The sequence below is a fragment of the Massilia sp. 2TAF26 genome, assembly GCF_052115005.1.
In the GTDB taxonomy this organism is placed as follows: Bacteria; Pseudomonadota; Gammaproteobacteria; order Burkholderiales; family Burkholderiaceae_D; genus Telluria.
The window spans coordinates 128,884-150,296 of the sequence record NZ_JBFRFV010000006.1; the positions used below are offsets into that span (position 1 = coordinate 128,884).

Sequence of the window (21,413 nt, forward strand, 5' to 3'; positions counted from 1 at the left end):
AAATCGCCCGCCCGGCCCCCAGCATGTCGGATGGCTCGCGCGACAGTTCCTGCGGCGTCCGCGCGCCGGCGGCGGCTTCCTCGACCGGCGCCGCGTCCTGCCGGGCGACGTCGTCCATGCCGATGATGCCCTGGTTTAGGATATGGCTGATCTGCCGTCTGGTGTTATGCTTCGGTCATCGATAAGCGGACGTGTGCACGCGACACCGGCACCGTCGTTTTCGCGTAAACACCCGTCGATTCATACCGTCGCGGGAGCGACGAATACTGGAGCCCTCCACCACCATGCTTGAACGCCTTTTCAACCTGCGGCAAAGCGGCACCGACGTCCGCACCGAAATGCTGGCCGGTCTGACCACTTTCCTGACGATGGCCTACATCATCTTCGTCAACCCCTCGATCCTCGGCGACGCCGGGATGCCGAAGGAAGCCGTGTTCGTCGCCACCTGCCTGGTGGCGGCGCTCGGCAGTGCGGTGATGGGCTTGTACGCCAACTATCCGATCGCGATGGCGCCGGGCATGGGCCTGAACGCCTATTTCGCCTACGCGGTGGTGCTGGGCATGAAAGTGTCGTGGCAGGCGGCGCTGGGCGCGGTGTTCGTGTCCGGCTGCCTGTTCATCCTGGTCTCGGTGTTCGGCCTGCGCGCGATGATCGTGAACGGGATTCCGCGCTCGCTGCGGGTGGCGATCACGGTCGGTCTCGGCATGTTCCTGGCCCTGATCGCGCTGAAGAACGCCGGCATCGTGGTGGCCAGCGAGCCGACCCTGGTCAAGGTCGGCGACCTGCACCAGGCCGGCGCCATCATGGCCATGGTCGGTTTCCTGCTGATCGTGACCCTTGACCGCCTGAGGGTGCGCGGCGCGATCCTGATCGGCATCATCGCGGTCACGATCCTGAGCTTCTTCTTCGGCGGGAACCAGTTCCACAACGTGGTCTCGGCCCCGCCCTCGCTGGCCCCGACCTTCCTGCAGCTGGACGTGAAGGGAGCCCTGAGCGTCGGCATCCTCAACGTGATCCTGGTGTTCTTCCTGGTCGAACTGTTCGACGCCACCGGTACCCTGATGGGCGTGGCGAGCCGCGCCGGCCTGCTGGTCGAAGGGAAGATGGAACGCCTGAACAAGGCCCTGCTGGCCGACAGCGCCGCCATCGTCGCCGGCAGCGTCCTCGGCACTTCGAGCACCACGGCGTATATCGAATCGGCATCCGGGGTCCAGGCCGGCGGCCGCACCGGCCTCACCGCGCTGACGGTCGCCGTGCTGTTCCTGGCCTGCCTGTTCATCGCGCCGCTGGCCGGCGTGGTGCCGCCCTACGCCACCGCCCCGGCCCTGCTGTTCGTCGCCTGCCTGATGCTGCGCGACCTCGGCGACATCGAATGGGGCGATACCACCGAAGCCATCCCTGCCGCCATCACCGCGCTGACCATCCCCTTCACCTATTCGATCGCCGAGGGTATCGCCTTCGGTTTCATCACCTATGCGGTGCTGAAGCTCACCACCGGCCGCGCCCGCGAAGTCGCGACCATCGTGTGGGTGATCGCGGCGCTGTTCGCCTTCAAGATCGTCTACATCGGGACGTGATGGCCCGCGCCTGATGCCTCCTCGGCCGGGTGCCGCCCCAGCGGCGCCAGGTCGAGCGTCTTCCCCTCGCGCAGCATCTGCGCGAACTGCGCGGCCGGCACCGGCTTGCTGAAGTAATAGCCCTGCATGAGGTCGCAGCCATGCTCGGCCAGCAGGGCCAGCTGGCCGGCACTCTCCACCCCTTCGGCCACCACCTTCAATCCCAGTCCGTGCGCCATCGCGATCACCGCCTGCGAGATCGCCAGGTCGTCGCCGGCCGTGTCGAGGATGTCGGCGACGAAGGACTGGTCGAGCTTGAGCGTATCGACCGGGAAGCGCTTCAGGTAGTTCAGGTTCGAGAAGCCGGTGCCGAAATCGTCGATCGCCAGCCGGATCCCCATGCTCTTGAGCTGGGCCAGCAGCGCACAGCTCTTGTCGGCGTCCGCCATCGAGGCCGATTCGGTCAGCTCCAACTCCAGCAGCTCCGGCTCGATGCCGCATTCCTCGAGCACCCGGCCGACCGTCTCCACGATGCGGTCGTCGAACTGGTTGGCGGACAGGTTCACCGCCACCGGCACCAGCGGCAGGCCGGCCTCGCGCCAATCGCGCTGCTGGCGGCAGGCGGCGTTCAGTACCCAGTCACCCATCGGCAGGATCAGGCCGGTCTCCTCGGCCAGCGGAATGAACAGGCCAGGGGGCACCAGGCCGCGCTCCGGATGCTGCCATCGCACCAGCGCCTCGGCGCCGACGATGCGGCCGTTGGCCAGGTCGACCTGGGGCTGGTAGTGCAGCACCAGCTCCTCGCGCTCGATGGCGCGGCGCAGGGCGCTCTCCAGCTTGAAGCGCTCGTTGGCGCCCCGGTTCAGTTCGGGACGGTAGAAGGCATAGCGCTGGCCGACGCCTTCGGCCGCCTGGCGCAGCGCGGCTTCGGCGCCCTGCACCAGCAGTTCGTACTTCAGGCCGTCGTTCGGGAATACCGCGATGCCGATTGCCGGGTCCAGGTGCAGCTCCTGGTATTCCCAGGAATACGGCTTGGCGACCGCGGCCAGCAGGCGGCGCGCCGCGACGGCCAGGTCCTCGCCTACCGAACGCAGCGCCAGCACGGCGAAGCTGCCGTCGGAGAAGCGGCCGACGGGGTCGGCGCCCGCGGTCTCGCGCAGGCGCCCCGCCACTTCCTGCAGCAGCGCCTGTTCGGCCGCCGGGCCCAGCGCCTCGCGGATCAGCGGCATGCGGCCCAGGCTCAGCAGCATGAAGCCGAGCACCTGGCCCGCGCCCTGGGCCTGCCCCTTCATCTGACGCAGGCGGTCGCGCAGCAGCAGGCGGTTCGGCAGGCCCGTCACGGCATCGAAATTGCTGACGTAGCGCAGGCGTTCCTCGGCGCCGCGCAGCTCGGTGGCGTCGATGCCGGTGCCAAGCACGTACTCGACGCTGCCGTCCTCGCGCCGCAGCAGGGTCGAGGTCCAGAGGATGGAACGGCACTTGCCGTCCCGGGTATGCCATTCGCCCTGGATGCGGGCCGTTTCCGGCAGGCTGTCCAGATGCAGGAACGCGCGCCTTACCGCCAGTTCGTCGTCGACCCGCCGCACGACCTCCCAGGCCGGCCGTCCGATCGCCTCGTTCGCATTCCAGCCCAGCGCGTCCTCGCAGGCGCGGTTGAACATCACGATGTGGCCGCTGGGCGCCGCCAGCAGCACCAGCGCGCCGGCGGTATCGACCACCGCGGACAGGCGGTTGCGCTCCGAGCGCAGGGCCTCCGTGCGCTCGACTACCAGCGCTTCCATGCAGGCGTACAGGCGGGCGCGTTCGAGCGCCGAGCCGAGCTGGGTCGCCGCGCTGTCGAGCAGCGAGCGCTCGGCCTCGCCCAGTTCGGGACTATTGGGCAGCAGCTCGAGCACGCCGACCTCGCGGTGTTCGGCGTAAAGCGGCAGGCGCAGCAGGTGCATGCCGGGCGCTTCGCCGGCCGGCATGCCGCGCGCCGCCAGCATCCTGAGCCCACCGTTCGGCCGCAGCGCGCCGACCGCGGCGCCGGCCAGGCCCGGCATCGCCAGCAGGTGGGCCAGCGCCGCTTCGGCCACGGCGTGTTCGCCGACCGCCTCGTTCAGCGCCGCCGCCATGCCGTGCAGGGTCGCCAGCGAGCGGACGGAGCGCTCCAGCGAAGCACGCTGCTCGGCCAGTTCGGCATTCATGCGCAAGGCCTGGGCGTGGGTGGCGACCAGCAGTTCGTAGATCTGGCGCCGTTCGGCGGCCATGAACTCCAGCGGACGGTCGGGCGAACCGAGGGCGCAATCCTGGAGGATGCGGCGCAGGCGCTCGCGCAACTGCATGCCGTCGTAGGGTTTGCGGACAAAACTGTCGGCACCGGATTCCAGGGCCTGGACGATGTCGTTCAGGCTGGACAGGCGGGTCAGCAGCACCACCGGCAGGTTGGCGTAGACCGGGTCTTCCTTCAGGGTGCGGCACAGGGTGAACCCGTCCATGCCCGGCATCGCGATATCGCTGATGACCAGGTGGGGGCGCCGGCGCGCCACTTCGGCCAGCGCGGCCGAGCCGTCGCCGGCGATCCGGACCTTCCATCCGGGTTCGCTGGCCAGCAGGCGCGCGAGGTGCTGCGCCTGGGTGGGGCTGTCTTCCACGACCAGGACCTCCACCGTGTCCCCGGGCATGGCTCTCTCTCGCTTAGTGATCATCGTTTGTACGCTGCCTCGCTGGGAAACTTGCAATATCGATAGGCAAGATGGAGAAGTTATAACATTGTGGCGGCAGTCAGTAGCAGAGGCTGCCAGCGCGACATCGTATTTACAGCGGCGCCGGGGCCGGCCGGCGACCGTCGCCCGCACCCCGGCCGACAGAGGAAAAACGGAGAATGAAGGAGGTGCAGGACGGTCGCGAATCGGGCGTCGGCTGTCGCATATTTAACGACACGGCGCGTTTCACATTGTTACCTCGCGGCAACGTCGAAATCAGCCGGCAAGACCGTGGCGCAATGCGTATCGGATCAGCGCCGCGTTCGAGGACAGGCCCATCTTGCGAAAGATGCGGTTGCGATAAGTGTTGACGGAACTGATGCTGATGCCGAGTTCGGCGGCAACCTGCTTGACCTGCAGGCCGGCGCCGATCAGGGCCACGATCTCCCCTTCGCGCGGGGTCAGCAGGTGATGCGGCGGGGCCGACGGCGGACAGCTCGCCTCCTGCACAAGGAGGCGGGCGACGCGTGAGCCGAGCCAGCGCACCCCCTGGGCCGCCTTGCGCACCGCCTCGACCAGGTCGGTCGAGACGCTGGCCTTGCACACATAGGCGAGTGCGCCAGCGCGCAGGGCAGCGAGTGCATAACGCTCCTCAGGGTGCATGCTCAGCATGACCACCCGCAAGTCCGGAAAGTGGCGGCGCAGTTCGGCCAGGCCTTCCAGCCCGTCCGTGTCCGGCAGGCTGATGTCCAGCACGACGACGTCGGGCCGGACCTGGGCGACCAGCGCCAGCGCCTGCCTGAGATCGCCCGCCTCCCCGGCGACCTTCAGGTCGGCGCAGGCGCGCACGATCTTCTTGATGCCTTCGCGGATCAATTCGTGGTCGTCGATGATGACCAGCCTGCTCAATGTGGCTCCCAAACATACATGCCGGTATGTCCGGCAAAAACCCGACATTCTAGGCGTGCCGCGGTTTGGATTGCAAACACAATGAATGTCGACTTAACAATTGCATTATATCCGCATGTAATTCTGTGGGGAAAATGTTGCGACGGATGGGTTTGAAGCCCGGCTTTGGTTTACAATGTCGGGCCATCCAATGAACGACGGGATGCTCATGAGATCTCAGCTACTTTGGGCGCTGGCTCTGGCCGGCGCAACCGGCACGGCAGCCGCCGCGCCGGACGACAACGGCAATACTGCCCCGTCGTCCACCTACTTTACGCAAGCACCGACCATCGCTGTGCCGGAAGGCAGCAGCTGGTACACGTCCGCCGAACTGGGCGCGATCACCACCTCGGGCAACACCACCGGCACCTCGGTCACGGGCAAGATCGACGCCCGCCACGAGATGAGCAACTGGAGCAACGAGTACATCTTCAGCGGCTTCTTCAAGGAAGACGAAGTGGTCCACGACGACGGCAGCCGTACCAAGAACCGCTCGGCGGAACGCTGGCAGCTGTCGGCCAAGGCGGCCTTCAAGCTGCTCCAGGACGGCAACCGCGCCTTCGTGCTCGGCTCCCACGTGAACGACAAGTTCGGCGCCTACACCCGCTATTCGACCCTGGCGGTCGGTTACGGCACCCAACTGCTCAAGCGCGAAGACAAGTCGGTCGACGTCGAGATCGGTCCGGGCTACTTCCACGGCGAGAGCGCGTCCGGCGAACAGGATTCGGGCATGACGGTGCACGGCGCCGCCCAGCTGCGCTGGCGCGTCAGCCCCTCGGCCAACTTCAGCCAGACGGTCAGCGTCGAACGCGGCACCTCGAATACGCACACCGTGGCGGAGACGGCCCTGAGCACCAAGATCAACGGCACCATGCAGATGAAGGCGGCGTTCAGCGCGCGCAGCGACAGCAAGGTCCCGGAAGACAAGAAGAACACCGACACCCAGACCTCGCTGACCCTGGTCTACTCCTTCTGATCCTCCTGAAGTCCTTCCCCGCGGCTGCGCGGATACACCGGCATGCCGTCGTCGACGCGCAGCCAGCCCAGCCGCTGGGAAGCGAAGGTATGGTCCTGCGGCGAGGCCGCCTCGGGATCGTCCAGGGTGCAGGTGAGGACGTCGATTTCGTGCGCGTAGCCGTCGTTGCGGTAGCTGAGCGGCGTGCCGCAGGCGGCGCAGAAGCTGCGCTCGACCTGCGGGCTCGATCGGTGCACGGCCGGCTCACCCCGGACGTAGCGCAGTTCGGCCGCCGGCACCGTGAACCAGGCGACGGCCGGCGCCCCCGCCGCACGCCGGCAATCGATGCAATGGCAGAGAGTGCGGTGGAAAGGCACCGCCTCCGTTTCATAGCGCACCGCGCCGCAGGAACAGCCTCCCTCGAGTCCCATCGCCGCCTCCTTCAGGGAAGCATGTTCAGCGCGCCGCCGACTTCACCGGCAGCAGCGCCGCCAGGCTGATCAGGGCTGCCGCGCTCAGGTACCAGCCCACGGTGGACAGGCCGTGGTTGGTCGCCAGCCAGGTGGCCACGTAGGGCGCCAGCGAGGCGCCCAGGATGCCGGCCAGGTTGAAGGTCAGCGAGGCGCCGGTGTAGCGCACCTCGGGCGGGAACATCTCGGACAGCAGGGTCCCGAGCGGCCCGTAGGTCATGCCGATCAGGCACTGGCCGAGCACCATGAACAGCGTCACCATCGCCAGCGAGCCGGAGCCGAACATCGGCCCGAACAGCAGGCCGAAGACCGCGATCGCGGCCGACACCCCGATCATCACGCGGCGCCGGTCCAGGCGGTCGGCCAGCCTTGCTGCCACCGGGATCGTCAGGCCGAAGAACAGGATCGCGAACAGCTGCAGCAGCAGGAATTGCTGGCGCGAGTAATGCAGGGCCGTGGTGCCCCAGCTGAGGGCGAACACCGTCATCAGGTAGAAGATCACGAAGGTCGACAGCGCGGCCAGGGTGCCCAGCACCAGTGGGCCGGGATGCGACTTGAACACGGCGACCACCGGCAGGCGCACACGCTCGTTGCGCTCCAGGACCTTCTGGAAGTCGGGGGTCTCGGTGATCTTCAGGCGCACGTACAGGCCAATCACCACCAGCAGCGCGCTGGCCAGGAAGGGTATCCGCCAGCCCCAGGCGAAGAAATCGGCGTCCGACAGGGTCTGCGACAGCACCAGGAAGGTCGAACCGGACAGGAAGAAGCCGAGCGGCGCGCCCAGCTGCGGGAACATGCCGTACCAGGCGCGTTTGCCCGGCGGCGCATTCTCGGTGGCGAGCAGCACCGCCCCGCCCCACTCGCCGCCCAGGCCAAGGCCCTGGCCGAAACGGCACACCGCCAGCAGCAGCGGCGCCAGGGTGCCGATCGACGCGTAGGTCGGCAGCAGGCCGATCACGACGGTCGACAGGCCCATGGTGAGCAGCGCCGCGACGAGGGTGGCCTTGCGGCCGATGCGGTCGCCGAAGTGGCCGAACACGGCCGAGCCCACGGGACGCGCGAAGAAGGCGATCGCGAAGGTCGCCAGCGACTGCAGGGTCGCGGCGGCCGGACTGGCCGCCGGGAAGAACAGCTTCGGGAACACCAGCACCGCGGCGGTGGCGTAGATATAGAAGTCGAAGAACTCGATGGTAGTGCCGATCAGGCTGGCGAACAGCACGGTCGCCGGACGGTTTGCGGGGGCCCGCACCGTTTGCGGTTCGGCTGCGATCATGCGGCGCCTGCCTTGCCGGCCGCTTCCAGGGCATCCTTCACTTCCTGCGCACCGGCCGGGCGCACCACGCGCGCCACTTCCTGGCCGTCCTTCATCACGACCACGGTCGGCCACAGCTTGACGCGGAAGGAGCGGCCCAGCGGACGGCCCGGGCCATCCTCTGCCTTGACGTGCTTGACCGCCGGGTAGGCCTTCAGCGCCTCGTCGATATCGTGTTCGGCCGCCTTGCAGTAGCCGCACCAGTTGGTGCCGAAATCGACGGCCACCACGCCGGGCATCGCATCGACCGCAGCGCGGTCGGGCTGGGCGGTTTCATAGGGCTTGGGCATGCTTTCTCCTTATTGTGCAATTGACAGTAGCGTACCTCAAATGCATGCCGGCGGCGAGTGTGGCGGCCACCCTCTTTCCTGGTGGCGGGTTTTTTCTGGGTCTTCGCATCTTGTGGGTTAGTTGCATATTTCAATGAGCAAAAAGGCCCGCGGCCGGACCGGCATTCCTGGGATAGCTGATGGTGCTCAAGCTGTATCGCTGACGCATGGGAACTTTTTCGTTCGCGTAACGTGAATTAGCGAACCGAATATGGCGATGGGCGCTGGCATCCTGACAAGGTACGCGTCAATGATGAAAAGGAGGCCAAGATGTCCGACAATCTGCAGAACCGCGGCCAACAGGACCGCTCCCGCATCAACCTGCACGAGAAGCACGAGATCCAGTACTGGACCAAAGCCCTCGGCGTGACCCAAGAAGAACTGGAGCAGGCCGTGAAGCAGGCGGGCAACAGCGCCGAAGCCGTACGCCAGCACCTGCGTACCAAGCACTGAGCAGGCACTGATCCCAAAGCATCCCCGGGCGCCGGCAGCAGGCGCCCGCCTGCCCCGGCAGGCCGTCTTTCGCGCGCCCCTTCCGCGCGCCTTCCCCGCCCCATCATGAAAGGAGCCCAATGGACATCCGCGGCTATTTCACATCCCTCGACATCAGCTGGACCAACGCCGCCTTCGCCATCGCCGCGGCGGTGCTCAGTTTCATCCTCATCCACGCCGCGGTGGTGCTGTTCCGGCGCCGCCTGGACAAGCTCTCTGGCGAAGCCGCCCAACGACCCATCGTCGACGTCCTCCAGCACACGCTGGCGCGCACCAGCAACGTGGCGATCCTGGCGACCTCGATCCTGATCGGCGCCTCGGTGCTCGACCTGCCGCCACCCTGGGACCGGCGCATCGGCCACCTGTGGTTCCTCACCCTCGGCGCCCAGCTCGCCGTGTGGCTGCACCGCGCGATCGGCGTGACGGCGCGGCGCTACTTCCGCATCCACGGCAAGAACAAGGAAAACGAGCAGGTCACGGTGGCCCACACCCTGATGATCTGGGCCCTGCAGTGGAGCGTCTGGACCGTGTTCCTGCTGGCCATGCTGTCCAACCTCGGCATCAACGTCACCACCTTCGTGGCCAGCCTCGGGATCGGCGGCGTGGCGGTGGCCCTGGCGGTGCAGAACATCCTCGGCGACCTGTTCGCCTCGCTGTCGATCGCGGTCGACAAGCCCTTCGAAGTCGGCGACTTCGTCTCGGTGCCGGAATTCTCGGGCACGGTCGAACACGTCGGCCTGAAGACCACCCGCATCCGCGCCCTGTCCGGCGAGCAGATCGTGATCGCCAACGCCGAGCTGCTGCGCAAGGTAGTGCACAACTTCAAGCGCATGAATACCCGCCGCGTGCAGTTCGCGCTGCGCATCAATCCATCGACCCCGCCGGAGCTGGCGGCCAAGGTCCCGCCGAAGCTGTCGTCCATCATCGAAGGCAAGGACAAGGTCAGGCTCGACCACGTCAACCTGACGGTGCTGGACCAGAACTACATCGAGTTCGACATCGTCTACAACCTGTCGGACGCCGATTTCAGCCTCTTCCTCAAGACCCAGCAGCAGGTGCTGCTGGAGGCGATGCAGATGTGCCGCGAACTCGGCATTTCCACCGCGCCGCGCACCCAGGAGCTGCTGCTGAACGACGCGACGGGTCCGAAGCCGGCGACGCCACGATTCGGAACGGCGTAGGATCGCAGGCCACGGTGTCGATGGGGAACCGGCGCCGACCTGCTGATCGCCTGCCTGAACGAGCACGAGGATGCGGAGGAAACCGAGCGCCTCGTGAAGCAAGCCGGCCGCAGGCGGTGCTGATGCCGGGCGACATCGCCGATCCTGTAGGGTGGGCGGGCCTCCGCCCACCCTAGGTCAACCTGGGGGAACGACGGGCAAACCGTCAGGCGTCGTTCGGAAACCGGTTCCCCACGTCCTGCCGCGGTTCGGACGGCTGCTCCGGCGGTTCCGGCGGCTGCGGCAGGTCGGCCGGCGGGCCGTTTTCCTGCATGTCGCCGCCCTCTTCCATGTCTTCCTCGGGCTCCTCGTGGCGCACCACCGGCTCCGGCTTGCGGTAGCCCGGGAACTGGGCGTCGGCCGCCAGCTTGCCGCTGTCGAGGGCGGACTTGAAGAAGTCGCCCACCAGCAGGATCGCGCTGTGGCCGCCCTGGCCCCAGTAGTTCGAGCGCATCGTCACGCGGTTGTCGTTGAAGCCCACCCAGGCGCCGGCCACCAGGTTCGGGTGCATCATGATGAACCAGCCGTCGGCATTGTTCTGGGTGGTGCCGGTCTTGCCGGCGACGTCCCCCAGGATGCCGAAGCGGTAGCGCACCGCGGTGCCGGTGCCGCGGTTGATCACGCCGCGCATCATGTCGATCAGGGTCTCGCTCGAGGCCTGGGACAGTACCCGCTGCGGGGTCTGGGTGGCGAAGTCGGCGATCAGCTTGCCGTCGCGGTCGGTGATCCTGCGCACGAACACCGGACGCCGGTATTCGCCCTGGGCCGCGATGGTGGAATAGGCGCTGACCATCTCCAGCAGGGTCACCGGGCTGGTGCCGAGGGCAATCGAGGGCACCGCCTGCAGCTTGCTGCCGCGCACGCCCATGTCCTGGGCCAGCTTGACGATCGGCGCCACGCCCACGTCCTGCATCACCTGGGCCGTGATGGTGTTCTTCGAGTACACCAGGCCGTCGCGCATGGTCAGGCGGCGGCCGGTGGTGCCGCTGTTGTCGGTCGGGCGCCAGGTGAAGCCGTTGGGGCCGCGGATGGTCGTCACCGCGTCCAGGTAGGGATGGTCGGGCGTGATGCCGCGTTCCAGCGCGGCCGCGTAGACGATGGGCTTGAAGGTGGAACCCGGCTGGCGGCTCGCCTGGTTGACGTGGTCGAACTGCTCGCGCTGGAAGTTGCGGCTGCCGACCCAGGCCTTGACCTCGCCGGTGGTCGGGTCCATGGCGACGAAGCCGGCCTCCAGGCGCGACTTGGCGGCCTTCAGCTGGCGCATGAAGTCGCGCTCGGCCTTCAGGCGCTTGAGGGCCGCGGCCGGGGCCTCGCCGCCTTCCACCGCATGCTTGTACTCGCCGGATTCGCGCACGAAGGCGTCCAGCAGCTCGCCATGCGACTGCCAGAAATAGTCGAAGGGCGTGACGTTGCCGCGCATGTCGGCATAGGTCTGGGCCGAGGTCGAGTTGACCGGCCAGGAATGGGCCCAGTCGACGTCGGCGATCTCCTGCAGGGCATCGGCCTGGCGCTCGACCGCGCGCCGGGCTTCCTGCTGCAGGTCGTAGTCGAGGGTGGTCTGCACCACCAGGCCGTCCTGCTGCAGGTTGACGTCGTTCTTGTCGGCCCACTCGACCAGCCAGCGGCGCACATAGGCGGTGAAGTGGTCGTCCTTGCCGTTGCGCTCCTGCTGGCGCGTGAAGCGCACCTTCAGCGGCCGTTTCGCCAGCTGCTCGTAGCGCTTCTCGTCGAAGGCGCCGGCCTTCATCATCTGCGCCAGCACCACGTTGCGGCGCGCCTTCGAGCGCTCCGGGTTGGTCACCGGATTGTAGTAGGCGGTGCCCTTCAGCATGCCGACCAGGGTCGCGGCCTCGGTTTCGCTCAGCTGCGCGGCCGGCTTGTCGAAATAGGTGCGCGACGCCATCTCGATGCCGTAGGTGTTGTACAGGAAAGGCACCGTGTTCAGGTAGGCTTCCAGGATCTCGGTCTTGCTGTAGGTGTTCTCGATCTTGAAGGCGGTGATCAGTTCCTTCAGCTTGCGGTTCAGGTTGCGCTTGCTGCCGATCTCCTCGGGGAACATATTGCGCGCCAGCTGCTGGGTGATGGTCGAGCCGCCCTGGGCGTCGCCCTTCAGGTTGGCCAGCACTGCGCCGGCGATGCGGGTGAAGTCGACGCCATGGTGTTCGTAGAAGCGGTGGTCCTCGGTGGCGATCAGGGCGGTGATGACGTTCGGCGAGATCTGCGACAGCTTCACCTTTTCCTGCAAGCCCTGCTCGAAGCTGGCCAGCTCGCGGCCGTCGCTCGACAGCACCACGGTGGGCTGGGCCACGCGCGCCTGCTTGACGTCCTCGATGCCGGGCGTCAGCGGGAACAGCAGCGCCACGTAGATGGCGAACACCACGATGATGGCCAGCACCGACCACAGGCCGATCAGCAGCCAGCGCTGCAGCGGCGGGCGCGCCATCAGGCCGGCCTTCACTTGCGCGTAACGGGCGCGGGCGCGCGCCGCGACGGCTCCCGGCCGGCGCCGCTCCAGGCCCGGATAGCCCATCGGTTCCTGGTTCTGCTGCTCTTCGTTATTGTTATGATCGTCCACGTGGTGTTCCTGAAACTTCTCTGATGACCGCCGCAAGTATAGCCGAGGGCGGGCTTGACGACGGTGCGGCATGCCGCATAGCGGACGCTAGGCCGTGGCGTCGTGCGGCTCGACGCGCCGTCCCGTCTTCAACATGGCCTCGACGTCCTCGCCCGACGCGGCGCGTGCATACACATGGCCCTGCACCTCGTCGCAGCCGCGCCGCTTCAGGTAATCGAGCTGGGCCTCGGTCTCGACCCCTTCGGCGATCACCCGCATGCGCAGCCCGCGCGCCAGCTCGATGATGATGGCCACCATGGCGGCGTCGTCCTCGCTGCTGGTGATGTCGCGCACGAAGGAACGGTCGATCTTCAGCACGTCCACCGGAAAGCGGCGCAGGTAGGACAGGCTGGAATAGCCGGTGCCGAAGTCGTCGATGGAGAGCTTGACGCCCATGGCCTTGATCTCGCCCATGGTGCGGATCGCGCCCTCGACGTCCTCCATCACCAGGCTCTCGGTGAGCTCGATTTCCAGGCAGTGCGGCGACAGGCCGGTCTCCTCCAGCACCCGGGCGATGTCGCACACCAGGCCGGGCTGGGCGAACTGCCGCGCCGACAGGTTGACGGCGATGCGCAGCGGGCCGTAGCCGGCGTGCTGCCATGCGCGGCTCTGGCGGCATGCGGTGCGCAGCACCCAGGCGCCGATCGGCACGATCAGGCCGGTCTCCTCGGCCAGGTGGATGAAACGGTCGGGCCTCACCATGCCCAGGCTCGGGTGGCGCCAGCGGATCAGGGCCTCCAGCCCGACCACCCAGCCGGTTTCGAGGTCGACCTGGGGCTGGTAGTAGAGCTCGAACTCGCCCTGCTGCAGGGCCCTGCGGAGGGCGCCTTCCAGGGCCATGCGCTCGCGGGCGCGCGCATTCATGGCCGGGGTATAGAACTGCACCGCGTTGCGGCCGAGGTCCTTGGCGCGGTACATCGCCACCTCGGCATGCTGGACCAGGGTGGGGGCGTCGTGGCCGTCGGCCGGCCAGGCCGCCAGCCCGGCACTGCCGGTCATCACCAGCTCCTGGCCGTGCAGGCGCAACGGTTCGGCCAGCGCCTCCAGCACCGCGTGCATGGTGGCCTCGGCCTCGCTCTCGTCGGCGCGGCCGGGCAGCACCAGCACGAACTCGTCGCCGCCGGTGCGCGCCACCGTGTCGGCGCGCCCGACCGCCTTCTGCAGGCGCGCCGCGGCCACTTTCAGCATCTCGTCGCCGGCGCCGTGGCCGAGGGTGTCGTTGACGTACTTGAAGTGGTCGAGGTCGAGCGCCGCAACCCACACGGCGGCGTCGCTCCCGGCGAGCGCGATCGCCGCTTCGATGCGGTCCTGCAGCAGCACCCGGTTGGCCAGGCCGGTCAGGGTGTCGTAGCGCGCCTTCACCTCCAGCTCGGCCTCGTAGCGCTTGGCCGTGCTGACGTCGTACTGGGTGATGACGAAGTGGCCAGGCTCGGCGCCGCCCTCCCACACCGGCGCGATATACACGTCGGCATACAGTTCGCGCCCGTCCTTGCAGCGCAGGCGCATGGTGGCGTGGGCTTCGCGGCGCTCGCGCATCGCGTTCAGCAGCTCGGCCACCGCGCCCTGGTCCGGTTCGGCCTCGGCGGCGTCGAACAGGCGCTGCCCGACCGCTTCGGCGGCGCTGAAGCCGCGCATGCGGGTGAAGGCGGGGTTCACGTATTCGATGCGGTAATCCGGCGGCGCCGCGTTCACCAGGATGATGGCATTGGCGCTGGCTTCGATCGCGCGCAGGTAGAGGTGCATCTGGCCGAGAGCGTTTTGGAGATCGGCCGTGCGGCTCACAACCAGCGCTTCGACGCGGCCGGCGCGGCGGAATCGGCCGCGCACCCAGGACGCCAGCGCGGCGCTCAGCAAGGTGCCCAGCAAGAGCACCGTCAGCGGCGCAGCGCCGCCGAGCATCTCGGTCGAGCGCCCGGACAGGCGCAGTTCCCAGCGCTGGCCGGCCAGCTCGAACGGATGGCGCACCGTAAAGATTTCCTCACCCAGCCAGCCGTGCCAGGCCGGTACCGCGCGCCGTTCCAGCCGGTCCCAGCGAAAGGCGGTGCGCATGCCGCGCATCCCCATGCCGTCCAGCTCGACCGCCATGCCGGCGCGGCCCAGCAGGTTGGCGTTCGCCAAGGCCCTGCCGACCAGGGCGGCGACGTCGACGATCACCGCGGTATCGCCGATGACGCTGGCGCGGCGCCCGCCTATGCTCGGCGGCATCACGCCGCCGCGGTAGACCGGCATCACCAGCGCCGCCCCCAGGCGGGCGCGGTCGCGCAGCAGCGGCACCAGGACGCTGGCGGTCGGCTGGCCGCTGTCGACGGCGTCGTCGAAGGCGCGGGCGCGCGGCGCGGTCGACAGGCTGTCGTAGCCGAGCGCGTCTTCGTAGCGGTTGAGCGGTTCGACGTATTCGGCCACCAGGTAACGAGAACGCACACCGGCCGCGCTCAGGCCGGCCGGACCGCGCTCGAGGATGCGGAAGCCGGGCTGGCGCCGGCCCAGCTCGGCTTCGTACCGCGCCCGCTGGCCATCGTTGACAAGGCGGTGGAAGGCCACTGCGTCCAGGTAGGGGTGGCTGCGCAGCAACGGACGGATGAAGGCGCCGAACTGGTCGCTGCCGACCGCACCGATCGATTCGAACAGGGCGTTGCTGGCCTGCAACACGACCAGCACGTCGCCGAAGCTGTCGGCGACGGCGGCGTAATGGGTTTCGGCGCGCTGCAGGAATTCGGCATGGGCGCGCTCGCGCTCGGCCTCATGCAGTCCGGCGGCGAGGGCAACAGCAATCGCCACGCCGCCCAGCAAGGTCAGGACGGCGGCGATATCGGGTGGCCGCAAGCGGACGCGGCCGATGCGCGCGATCCATGACGACATGGTTCATGGTAGCAGGGATGGTGTCGCGCACATGCCGGATTGCGCCGGCGGGACGAGCCTAGTGGTGTTCCAGGCTGCGCGGCTGTTCGCCCGGCGCCAGGGGAATCCGCGCCAGCTGGAACCCGGCCAGGGTCGCGTACAGCGGCGGGCTGATCGCGCGCGCCACCACGAAGGACACCAGGGCGCAGGCCATCAGGCTGAGCACCATCGCATGACCGTCGACCATCTCCATCACGATGATGAACGCGGTCAGCGGCGCCTGGGTGGCGGCGGACAGGAAGCCGACCATGCCGAGCGCGATCAGGGCCGGGGCCTGGGTACCGTACAGCAGCAGGGCGACATCGTTGCCGATCGCCGCGCCGATCGCCAGCGAGGGCGCGAAGATACCCGCCGGCACGCCCGACCAGCTCGTGATCCAGGTCGCCAGGAACTTGAACAGGGCGTAGGCCACCGGCATCGCCCCGCTTCCCTCGACCATGGTGCGGGTCGAGCCGTAGCCGGATCCGAAGGCGGCGCCGGCGGTGACGACACCGATGATCGCCACCGCCAGCCCGCAGCCGGCGGCGAACAGGACCGGACGGCGCGCCCGCTGGCGGCTGAACCAGTCCGGCGACTGCCCGGACAGCGAAGCGATCATCAGGCGCGAGAACAGGCCGCCGGCAATGCCGGCCAGCACCGCCAGCAGCAGGCCGGGCAACAGCAGCCCGAGGCCGGGGGCGGCGGCGTGGATCACGCCGAAATAGGCGCCGTTGCCGTGGGCCGACACCGCCACCAGGCCGGCCAGCACGATCGCCGCGATGATCAGGCCGCTGCTGCGGCGTTCCGGCGCCCGCGCCAGCTCCTCGATCGCGAACATCACGCCGCCCAGCGGCGTATTGAAGGCGGCCGCGATGCCGGCCGCGCCGCCGGCCACCAAGAGGCCGTGGATGCCGACCGGCGCTGCCGAGCCCATCAGGCGGCGCGCCTGCAGCATGATGCCGGCGGCGATCTGCACCGAGGGACCTTCGCGGCCCAGCGACAGCCCGCCCAGCAGGCCGGCCGAGGTCAGCAGGATCTTCGCCACGCTCAGGCGCAGCGACACGAACAGGCCGCGCTCGCCCTCGCCGACTTCCTTTTCCAGGGTTACCATGACTTGCGGGATGCCGGAACCGGCCGCACCCGGTGCGAAGCGGCGCGTGAGCCACACCACGGCGGCGGCGCAGGCCGGCGCGGCCAGCAGCGGCGACCACCAGGCCAGCGCCCGCATGGCGCCGAAATAATGGCTGGCGGTTTCGGCGAGCCAGGTGAAGCCGACCACGGTCAGGCCGGCGGCCACGGCGGCCGCGACCACCACGGTGCGCGCCCACCACAGGCGCCAGTCGGCAAGCTCCTGGCGCAACGCCTCGCGCATGCTGCGTGGCGGCCTCATCGGGTTGTGGCGCCGCGATACGGCGCTGGCTCTGCTTGTGAATTTTCCGTTATCATTCGTCCATGTCCTCTTCTTCAACTTCGGCCAATCCGGCCGACCCCAACGATCCCGCACCCGCGACCCGCGTGCTGCGGCAGTTCCGCGTCGTCTTCAACTCGGTCAAAACCCATTTCCGACAGGTCGAGCGCGAAGCCGGCGTCGGCGGCGCCCAGCTGTGGGCGCTGTCCGTCATCCAGCGCCGCCCCGGCATCGGCGTGACCGAGCTGTCCCGCGAGCTCGACATCCACCAGTCCACCGCCAGCAACCTGATCAAGAGCCTGACCGAGCGCGGCCTGGTCACGGCGGCGCGCGAAGGCATGGACCGCCGCAGCGTGGCCCTGCGCATCGCGCAGGACGGCGAGACGGTGCTGAACAGCGCGCCCCTGCCCTTCGCCGGCGTGCTGCCCGACGCCCTGTCCAGCCTCGACCCGGCCACCCTCGACCGCCTGGAAGCCGACCTCGGCAAGCTGATCGCCATGCTCGAAGCCGACGAAGCCAGCGCCAAGGTCCCGCTGTCCCAGCAGCTTTGACGCCGCATCAGACTAGCGCCGGCTCCGGCTGGCGGAAGCGCTCCAGCGCGGCGTCGACCACGGCTTCGCGGCTGCCGCCTTCGCGCCAGGCCCGGCGCAGGTAGTCGGCGTCGCTGCCCATCTCGATGTCGCGGCGCAGCTGGGCCAGCGCGGCGGTCGAGCCGAGGGCCTCGAAATCCGGCTCCAGGCGCTTCAGGGTCGCCAGGATGTCGTCGCGCAGCACCATCTGTTCGTGGCGCTGCGGGTGCACCAGGGTGCCGTCGAGGCCGAAACGGCAGGCCTGGAAGCGGTTGTAGTTGTAGACCAGGTAGTCGTCCTCGCGCGGCGCCGGTTCGTTGCCGGCCAGGAGGTAGCGGCACAGCGCCTGCAGGTAGCAGGCCAGCGCGGCGGCGCGCTCGACCGACAGCGGGGTATCGCAGACGCGCAGCTCGATGGTGCCGTACTCGGGCTTGGGCCGCAGGTCCCAATAGAAATCCTTCATGCTCTTCACGATGCCGGTGCCGGCCATGCGCTCGAAATAGTCCTCGGCGAAGGCGTTCCAGCTCAGCAGGAACGGCGCCCTGCCCGACAGCGGGAAGGCGAACACCGAGTTCAGGCGGGCCGACTGGAAGCTGGTATCGGAGCCCTGCAGGAAAGGCGATGAGCCGGACAGCGCAATGAAGTGCGGCACATAGCGGTTCAGCGCGTGCAGCAGGTACATGGCTTCGTCGCCGGAGCGGCAGCCGATGTGCACGTGCTGGCCGAACACCGTGAACTGCTTGGCCAGGTAGCCATAGAGCTGGGACACTTCCTGGAAGCGCGGCTTGGAGAAGATGCGCCGGTCCGACCATTGTTGGAAGGCATGGGTGCCGCCGCCGCAGACGCCGACGTTGAGGCGGTCGCCCGCCGCCAGCAGGGTGTCGCGGATCTCGCGCAGCTGGGCCACCAGGCCCTCGTGGCCGCAGTGTACGCTGCTGTTAATCTCGATCATGCTCTGCGTGATCTCGGGCGTGACATTGCCCGGAAAAGGCGCGCGCGCCAGCAGGTCCAGCATGTCCGGCGAGGCCGGCACCAGGTCGAAGTCGGACAGGCTGACCAGCTGGAGCTCGAGCTCCACCCCCATGGTCAGGGATTCCGAGGTTGCAAAGGGTCCCAAGGTCATTCAAACCTCCTTGTGTTGATGGGCTTCGTCGGCCCAGACCAGCGCGCGCTGGGTGATGATGGGACCGAACACCTGCAGCACCAGGGCCATCGCGGTCAGCGGCGCCAGGCTGTAGTTGAACTCGACGCCGAGGCGCCGGGTCTGCTCGATCATCAGCACGGTGAACACCGCCACCGGCGCCAGCGCCAGGCCGGACAGCGCACCCTTGCGCACCGAAATCCCGGACGGACGGGCCAGCGCGGCGCACACCCCCACCTTGACCACCATCCGCACCAGCACCACCAGCAGGCCGAGCACCATGCCCTCCCTGGCATTCTGCCAGGTCAGGGTCGAGGCCGCGAACACGAACAGCAGCACGGACAGGATGTCGCCGAGGGCGCCGAAGTTGCGCTGGGTGACGCCGAGGGCGCTGCGGCGGTGGCGGGCGGCGAGGCCGAAGCACAGCGCCGCCAGCACCGGCGACAGTTTCAGCACGTGGGTGGCGGCCACCACCAGCAGCACCGCCAGCGCGAAGGTGAGCGTGGCATCCTTGCCGCCGACGCTCCTCAGCCACAGCGGCACCAGGGTGCCGGCGATGGCGCCCAGCAGGCCGGACACCGCCAGCACCAGCAGGCTGGAGCCGGCCGCATGCAGCAGGTCGCCCGAAGTCTGGAACACCTTGACGCCGACGATCAGGTTGAACACGAACACGGCGGCCACGCAGTTCAGGGCCGCCAGGTGCATCGCGCGTTCGCTCACCTGGCCGCCGGCGCCCTGCTCGTTCAGCACCCGCAGCAGGCCAGCCGGCGAGGTCGCCATCGCCAGCGCGCCCAGCAGGCCGCAGCTGATCGGCGGCGCGCCGAACCAGGTCGAGGCCAGGTAGACGGCGATGAAGGTCAGGCCGGATTCGAGCAGCGAGGTCGCCAGGATCCAGGGATTGGCGCGCAGCCAGCGCAGGTTGATGCGGTAGCCGAGTTCGAACAGCACCAGGCCGAAGGCCAGGCTGGCGAACAGCAGATAGGGAGAATGGTCGATCGGACCTTGTACTTCGAGCGCCAGGTTACCGGCGAGGAAACCGGCCAGGCCGTAGATGCTGATGCGGGGGATGCCGGTCCAGCGGTGCGCCAGTTCGCCCGCCATCCAGGACACCACCAGGGCCAGGGGCCAGGCCAGCTGGGCGGCGGCGGAAATCAACTCGTTCATATACCCTCCTCCGTCGGTACGGTGGAGCGGGCAACCAGGGAAAAAAAGCTCCCGGGCCAGCCGGGAGCTGAAGAGATACAAAGTATCCTCATCGCTGATCACGAAGACGGGCCGGCTCAGCGCCGACCGCCCCGCTCACACTCCAATTGTGACATAAATTATGTGTTGCAGGCAATCACATTTGAGCAAATACATCTTGCATTACAGAAAAGCTCAGTGTTGTACCATGCGCGGCACCTGCGGCAGCGCACAGTGCGAACGGCGTCCCTCGACGCTGCAGGTATTCCGTTCCTTGCCGTCACGATCGTGGATCACCACCGACCAGCGCTGCGGGCCCGTCCTTTCCATGGTCATGAAGCCGAAGCCGTCGATCCAGGAACTCATGGACTCGACGATGGCCCCCGGCGCCGGGGTGGTGCCCGGCGCGACCCTGACCGGCAGCGGCACGATGTCCTCGGCGGTGCCGGCGAAGCCGCTGACGAACTGGGTCGGATGATCGGACGAGAAGCTGACCTGCTCCCACAGGTGGACGTGGCCCGACAGCAGGACGTCGACATTGGCCGGCAAGAGCCGCGGCTGGATGGCGCCGAAGGCCTGGATCAGGCCGGCGTCGCCGCCGAACAGGCTGATCGCGCCGGTCTTCTTGTCCTCGGTGGCGCCGAAGCCGTACAGCGGGTGGTGGTCGACCGCGATGGTGTGGCGGGCTTTCGACGACAGCGCCTCGATCTTGCGGTAGGTGTCGGAATATTTCTCGATCCGGACGTCGCCGGGCTTGAAGCCTCTATAGCTCGTATTCGCGCTGTCGAACACCAGCAGCTGGGCGTCGCCGCCGAGCGGCACGGTGTAGGGGTCGGTATAGTCGCCGGTCTCGTCCCTGGCCGGATCGTCGCAGCTCGATTCCGGGCGCAGTGGGCGCGGATCGAGGAAGCGCCACCAGCCCTGGCCGCCACGCGCACAGTTCTCGTGGTTGCCGCGCGCGACCACCCAGGGCGCCGCCTTCAGCAGGGTCGTCGCCGGGGCGAAGAAGTCGGCCTTCCACGCATCCCAGCCATAGCCGAAGGGACTGCCGGCGCAGCCCGGGCGGTCGGCCGGACAGGGGTCTTCGCGGTAGTGAAAATCGCCGACGTGGATCACCAGGTCCGGCTTCCAGGCGGCCGCGCTGGCGGCGACCCTGGCGAAGGGGAAGGCTTCCGGATCGTTACAGTCCTGGAATTCCTTGCCCTTCAGGCGGCAGCCGGTGTCGCCGATCACCACGATGCGTTTCGGCTCGGGCACCGGCAGCGGCAGCGCGCGGCCGGCCACCAGCACGCTGCGTGCACCCGCCGGCAGCGGCGTTTCGCAGCTCTGCACCGGCGACGACACGGCCACAGGGCGATCCTTCGCCTCGCCGGCCTGGGGCCGCGGCGGAATCGGCGACAGGGGCGAGCGCACCGCCATCGGTGCGGATTTGCCGTCGATCTGGATGGCCGGGCAGCTGGCCGCCGTGGTAATGGCGCGGGCCGTCGCCATGCCGTCGTCGCCGAGGATCACGAAGGCGGATTCCACTCGTTCGCCGGCCGGCTGCATGCCGGCGCAACCGGCCAGGATGGCCGCACTCAGGGCAGCCAGGGGAAAGCGTTGAAATGACATGGGCGTTCGGTAAACGGAAAATTGACAATTTACCACACCCACCAT

16 protein-coding genes are annotated in these 21,413 nt (G+C 68.2%); 5 read left to right on the forward strand and 11 right to left on the reverse strand.

Annotated elements, in window-relative coordinates:
* Positions 1-284 precede the first annotated feature (284 nt).
* Positions 285-1,577, forward strand: coding sequence for an NCS2 family permease (locus tag AB4Z32_RS08545; protein ID WP_442121414.1), 1,293 nt, complete (start codon positions 285-287; stop codon positions 1,575-1,577).
* Here the strand turns inward: AB4Z32_RS08545 and AB4Z32_RS08550 are convergent.
* Both AB4Z32_RS08550 and AB4Z32_RS08555 read right to left on the reverse strand, forming a co-directional pair.
* Entirely contained in the window at positions 1,562-4,219 is a 2,658-nt protein-coding gene (locus AB4Z32_RS08550) for a GGDEF/EAL domain-containing response regulator (RefSeq protein ID WP_442121415.1), read from the reverse strand. The genes AB4Z32_RS08545 and AB4Z32_RS08550 overlap by 16 nt on opposite strands.
* 297 nt (positions 4,220-4,516) lie before the next feature.
* The gene (locus AB4Z32_RS08555) at positions 4,517-5,149 is read right to left on the reverse strand and encodes a response regulator (protein WP_442121416.1); all 633 of its coding nucleotides are present in this window, start codon (positions 5,147-5,149) and stop codon (positions 4,517-4,519) included.
* Positions 5,150-5,357: 208 nt separating this feature from the next.
* Here AB4Z32_RS08555 and AB4Z32_RS08560 point away from each other — a divergent pair, with 208 nt between their 5' ends.
* On the forward strand, positions 5,358-6,164 hold the full coding sequence (locus AB4Z32_RS08560; RefSeq protein ID WP_442121417.1) for a DUF481 domain-containing protein: 807 nt from the start codon (positions 5,358-5,360) through the stop codon (positions 6,162-6,164).
* On the opposite strand, the gene AB4Z32_RS08565 is transcribed toward AB4Z32_RS08560, so the two are convergent.
* From AB4Z32_RS08565 to AB4Z32_RS08575, 3 genes are read right to left on the reverse strand one after another with little or no spacing between them, the layout of a single operon-like run.
* Entirely contained in the window at positions 6,152-6,574 is a 423-nt protein-coding gene (locus AB4Z32_RS08565; protein WP_442121418.1) for a GFA family protein, read from the reverse strand. The genes AB4Z32_RS08560 and AB4Z32_RS08565 overlap by 13 nt on opposite strands.
* Positions 6,575-6,599: 25 nt before the next feature.
* Complete coding sequence (locus AB4Z32_RS08570) at positions 6,600-7,886, reverse strand: MFS transporter (RefSeq protein ID WP_442121419.1); 1,287 nt, start codon at positions 7,884-7,886, stop codon at positions 6,600-6,602.
* Complete coding sequence (locus AB4Z32_RS08575; RefSeq protein WP_442121420.1) at positions 7,883-8,215, reverse strand: thioredoxin family protein; 333 nt, start codon at positions 8,213-8,215, stop codon at positions 7,883-7,885. The genes AB4Z32_RS08570 and AB4Z32_RS08575 overlap by 4 nt, the downstream gene beginning before the upstream one ends.
* Positions 8,216-8,524: 309 nt before the next feature.
* On the opposite strand from AB4Z32_RS08575, the gene AB4Z32_RS08580 reads away from it, so the two are divergent.
* Positions 8,525-8,707, forward strand: coding sequence for a DUF3606 domain-containing protein (locus AB4Z32_RS08580; protein WP_442121421.1), 183 nt, complete (start codon positions 8,525-8,527; stop codon positions 8,705-8,707).
* A 119-nt stretch (positions 8,708-8,826) separates the two neighbouring features.
* Positions 8,827-9,927 (forward strand): mechanosensitive ion channel family protein, encoded by a 1,101-nt coding sequence (locus tag AB4Z32_RS08585; RefSeq protein WP_442121422.1) that lies wholly within the window; start codon positions 8,827-8,829, stop codon positions 9,925-9,927.
* A 205-nt stretch (positions 9,928-10,132) separates the two neighbouring features.
* Here the strand turns inward: AB4Z32_RS08585 and AB4Z32_RS08590 are convergent, their stop codons facing one another.
* From AB4Z32_RS08590 to AB4Z32_RS08600, 3 genes are all read right to left on the reverse strand, one after another.
* Positions 10,133-12,541 (reverse strand): penicillin-binding protein 1A, encoded by a 2,409-nt coding sequence (locus AB4Z32_RS08590; protein ID WP_442121423.1) that lies wholly within the window; start codon positions 12,539-12,541, stop codon positions 10,133-10,135.
* Positions 12,542-12,628: 87 nt separating this feature from the next.
* The gene (locus tag AB4Z32_RS08595) at positions 12,629-15,439 is read right to left on the reverse strand and encodes a bifunctional diguanylate cyclase/phosphodiesterase (protein WP_442121424.1); all 2,811 of its coding nucleotides are present in this window, start codon (positions 15,437-15,439) and stop codon (positions 12,629-12,631) included.
* A gap of 58 nt (positions 15,440-15,497) precedes the next feature.
* The gene (locus AB4Z32_RS08600; protein ID WP_442121425.1) at positions 15,498-16,847 is read right to left on the reverse strand and encodes a chloride channel protein; all 1,350 of its coding nucleotides are present in this window, start codon (positions 16,845-16,847) and stop codon (positions 15,498-15,500) included.
* A 62-nt stretch (positions 16,848-16,909) separates the two neighbouring features.
* Here AB4Z32_RS08600 and AB4Z32_RS08605 point away from each other — a divergent pair, with 62 nt between their 5' ends.
* Complete coding sequence (locus tag AB4Z32_RS08605; protein ID WP_442121426.1) at positions 16,910-17,416, forward strand: MarR family winged helix-turn-helix transcriptional regulator; 507 nt, start codon at positions 16,910-16,912, stop codon at positions 17,414-17,416.
* A gap of 7 nt (positions 17,417-17,423) precedes the next feature.
* Here AB4Z32_RS08605 and AB4Z32_RS08610 read toward each other — a convergent pair whose 3' ends face one another.
* The 3 genes from AB4Z32_RS08610 to AB4Z32_RS08620 form a co-directional block, all read right to left on the reverse strand.
* Positions 17,424-18,557, reverse strand: coding sequence for a YbdK family carboxylate-amine ligase (locus AB4Z32_RS08610; protein WP_442121427.1), 1,134 nt, complete (start codon positions 18,555-18,557; stop codon positions 17,424-17,426).
* Complete coding sequence (locus tag AB4Z32_RS08615; RefSeq protein ID WP_442121428.1) at positions 18,558-19,739, reverse strand: cation:proton antiporter; 1,182 nt, start codon at positions 19,737-19,739, stop codon at positions 18,558-18,560.
* A 213-nt stretch (positions 19,740-19,952) separates the two neighbouring features.
* The gene (locus AB4Z32_RS08620) at positions 19,953-21,368 is read right to left on the reverse strand and encodes a metallophosphoesterase (protein ID WP_442121429.1); all 1,416 of its coding nucleotides are present in this window, start codon (positions 21,366-21,368) and stop codon (positions 19,953-19,955) included.
* Between the last annotated feature and the right edge of the window lie 45 nt (positions 21,369-21,413).

What these genes read in the sequence shown, in the direction of transcription:
- AB4Z32_RS08545 (WP_442121414.1), top strand. Translation starts at nt 285, where the DNA reads ATGCTTGAACGCCTTTTCAACCTGCGGCAAAGCGGCACCGACGTCCGC.
- AB4Z32_RS08550 (WP_442121415.1), bottom strand. Translation starts at nt 4,219, where the DNA reads ATGCCCGGGGACACGGTGGAGGTCCTGGTCGTGGAAGACAGCCCCACC.
- AB4Z32_RS08560 (WP_442121417.1), top strand. Translation starts at nt 5,358, where the DNA reads ATGAGATCTCAGCTACTTTGGGCGCTGGCTCTGGCCGGCGCAACCGGC.
- AB4Z32_RS08565 (WP_442121418.1), bottom strand. Translation starts at nt 6,574, where the DNA reads ATGGGACTCGAGGGAGGCTGTTCCTGCGGCGCGGTGCGCTATGAAACG.
- AB4Z32_RS08570 (WP_442121419.1), bottom strand. Translation starts at nt 7,886, where the DNA reads ATGATCGCAGCCGAACCGCAAACGGTGCGGGCCCCCGCAAACCGTCCG.
- AB4Z32_RS08575 (WP_442121420.1), bottom strand. Translation starts at nt 8,215, where the DNA reads ATGCCCAAGCCCTATGAAACCGCCCAGCCCGACCGCGCTGCGGTCGAT.
- AB4Z32_RS08580 (WP_442121421.1), top strand. Translation starts at nt 8,525, where the DNA reads ATGTCCGACAATCTGCAGAACCGCGGCCAACAGGACCGCTCCCGCATC.
- AB4Z32_RS08585 (WP_442121422.1), top strand. Translation starts at nt 8,827, where the DNA reads ATGGACATCCGCGGCTATTTCACATCCCTCGACATCAGCTGGACCAAC.
- AB4Z32_RS08595 (WP_442121424.1), bottom strand. Translation starts at nt 15,439, where the DNA reads ATGTCGTCATGGATCGCGCGCATCGGCCGCGTCCGCTTGCGGCCACCC.
- AB4Z32_RS08600 (WP_442121425.1), bottom strand. Translation starts at nt 16,847, where the DNA reads ATGAGGCCGCCACGCAGCATGCGCGAGGCGTTGCGCCAGGAGCTTGCC.
- AB4Z32_RS08605 (WP_442121426.1), top strand. Translation starts at nt 16,910, where the DNA reads ATGTCCTCTTCTTCAACTTCGGCCAATCCGGCCGACCCCAACGATCCC.
- AB4Z32_RS08610 (WP_442121427.1), bottom strand. Translation starts at nt 18,557, where the DNA reads ATGACCTTGGGACCCTTTGCAACCTCGGAATCCCTGACCATGGGGGTG.
- AB4Z32_RS08615 (WP_442121428.1), bottom strand. Translation starts at nt 19,739, where the DNA reads ATGAACGAGTTGATTTCCGCCGCCGCCCAGCTGGCCTGGCCCCTGGCC.
- AB4Z32_RS08620 (WP_442121429.1), bottom strand. Translation starts at nt 21,368, where the DNA reads ATGTCATTTCAACGCTTTCCCCTGGCTGCCCTGAGTGCGGCCATCCTG.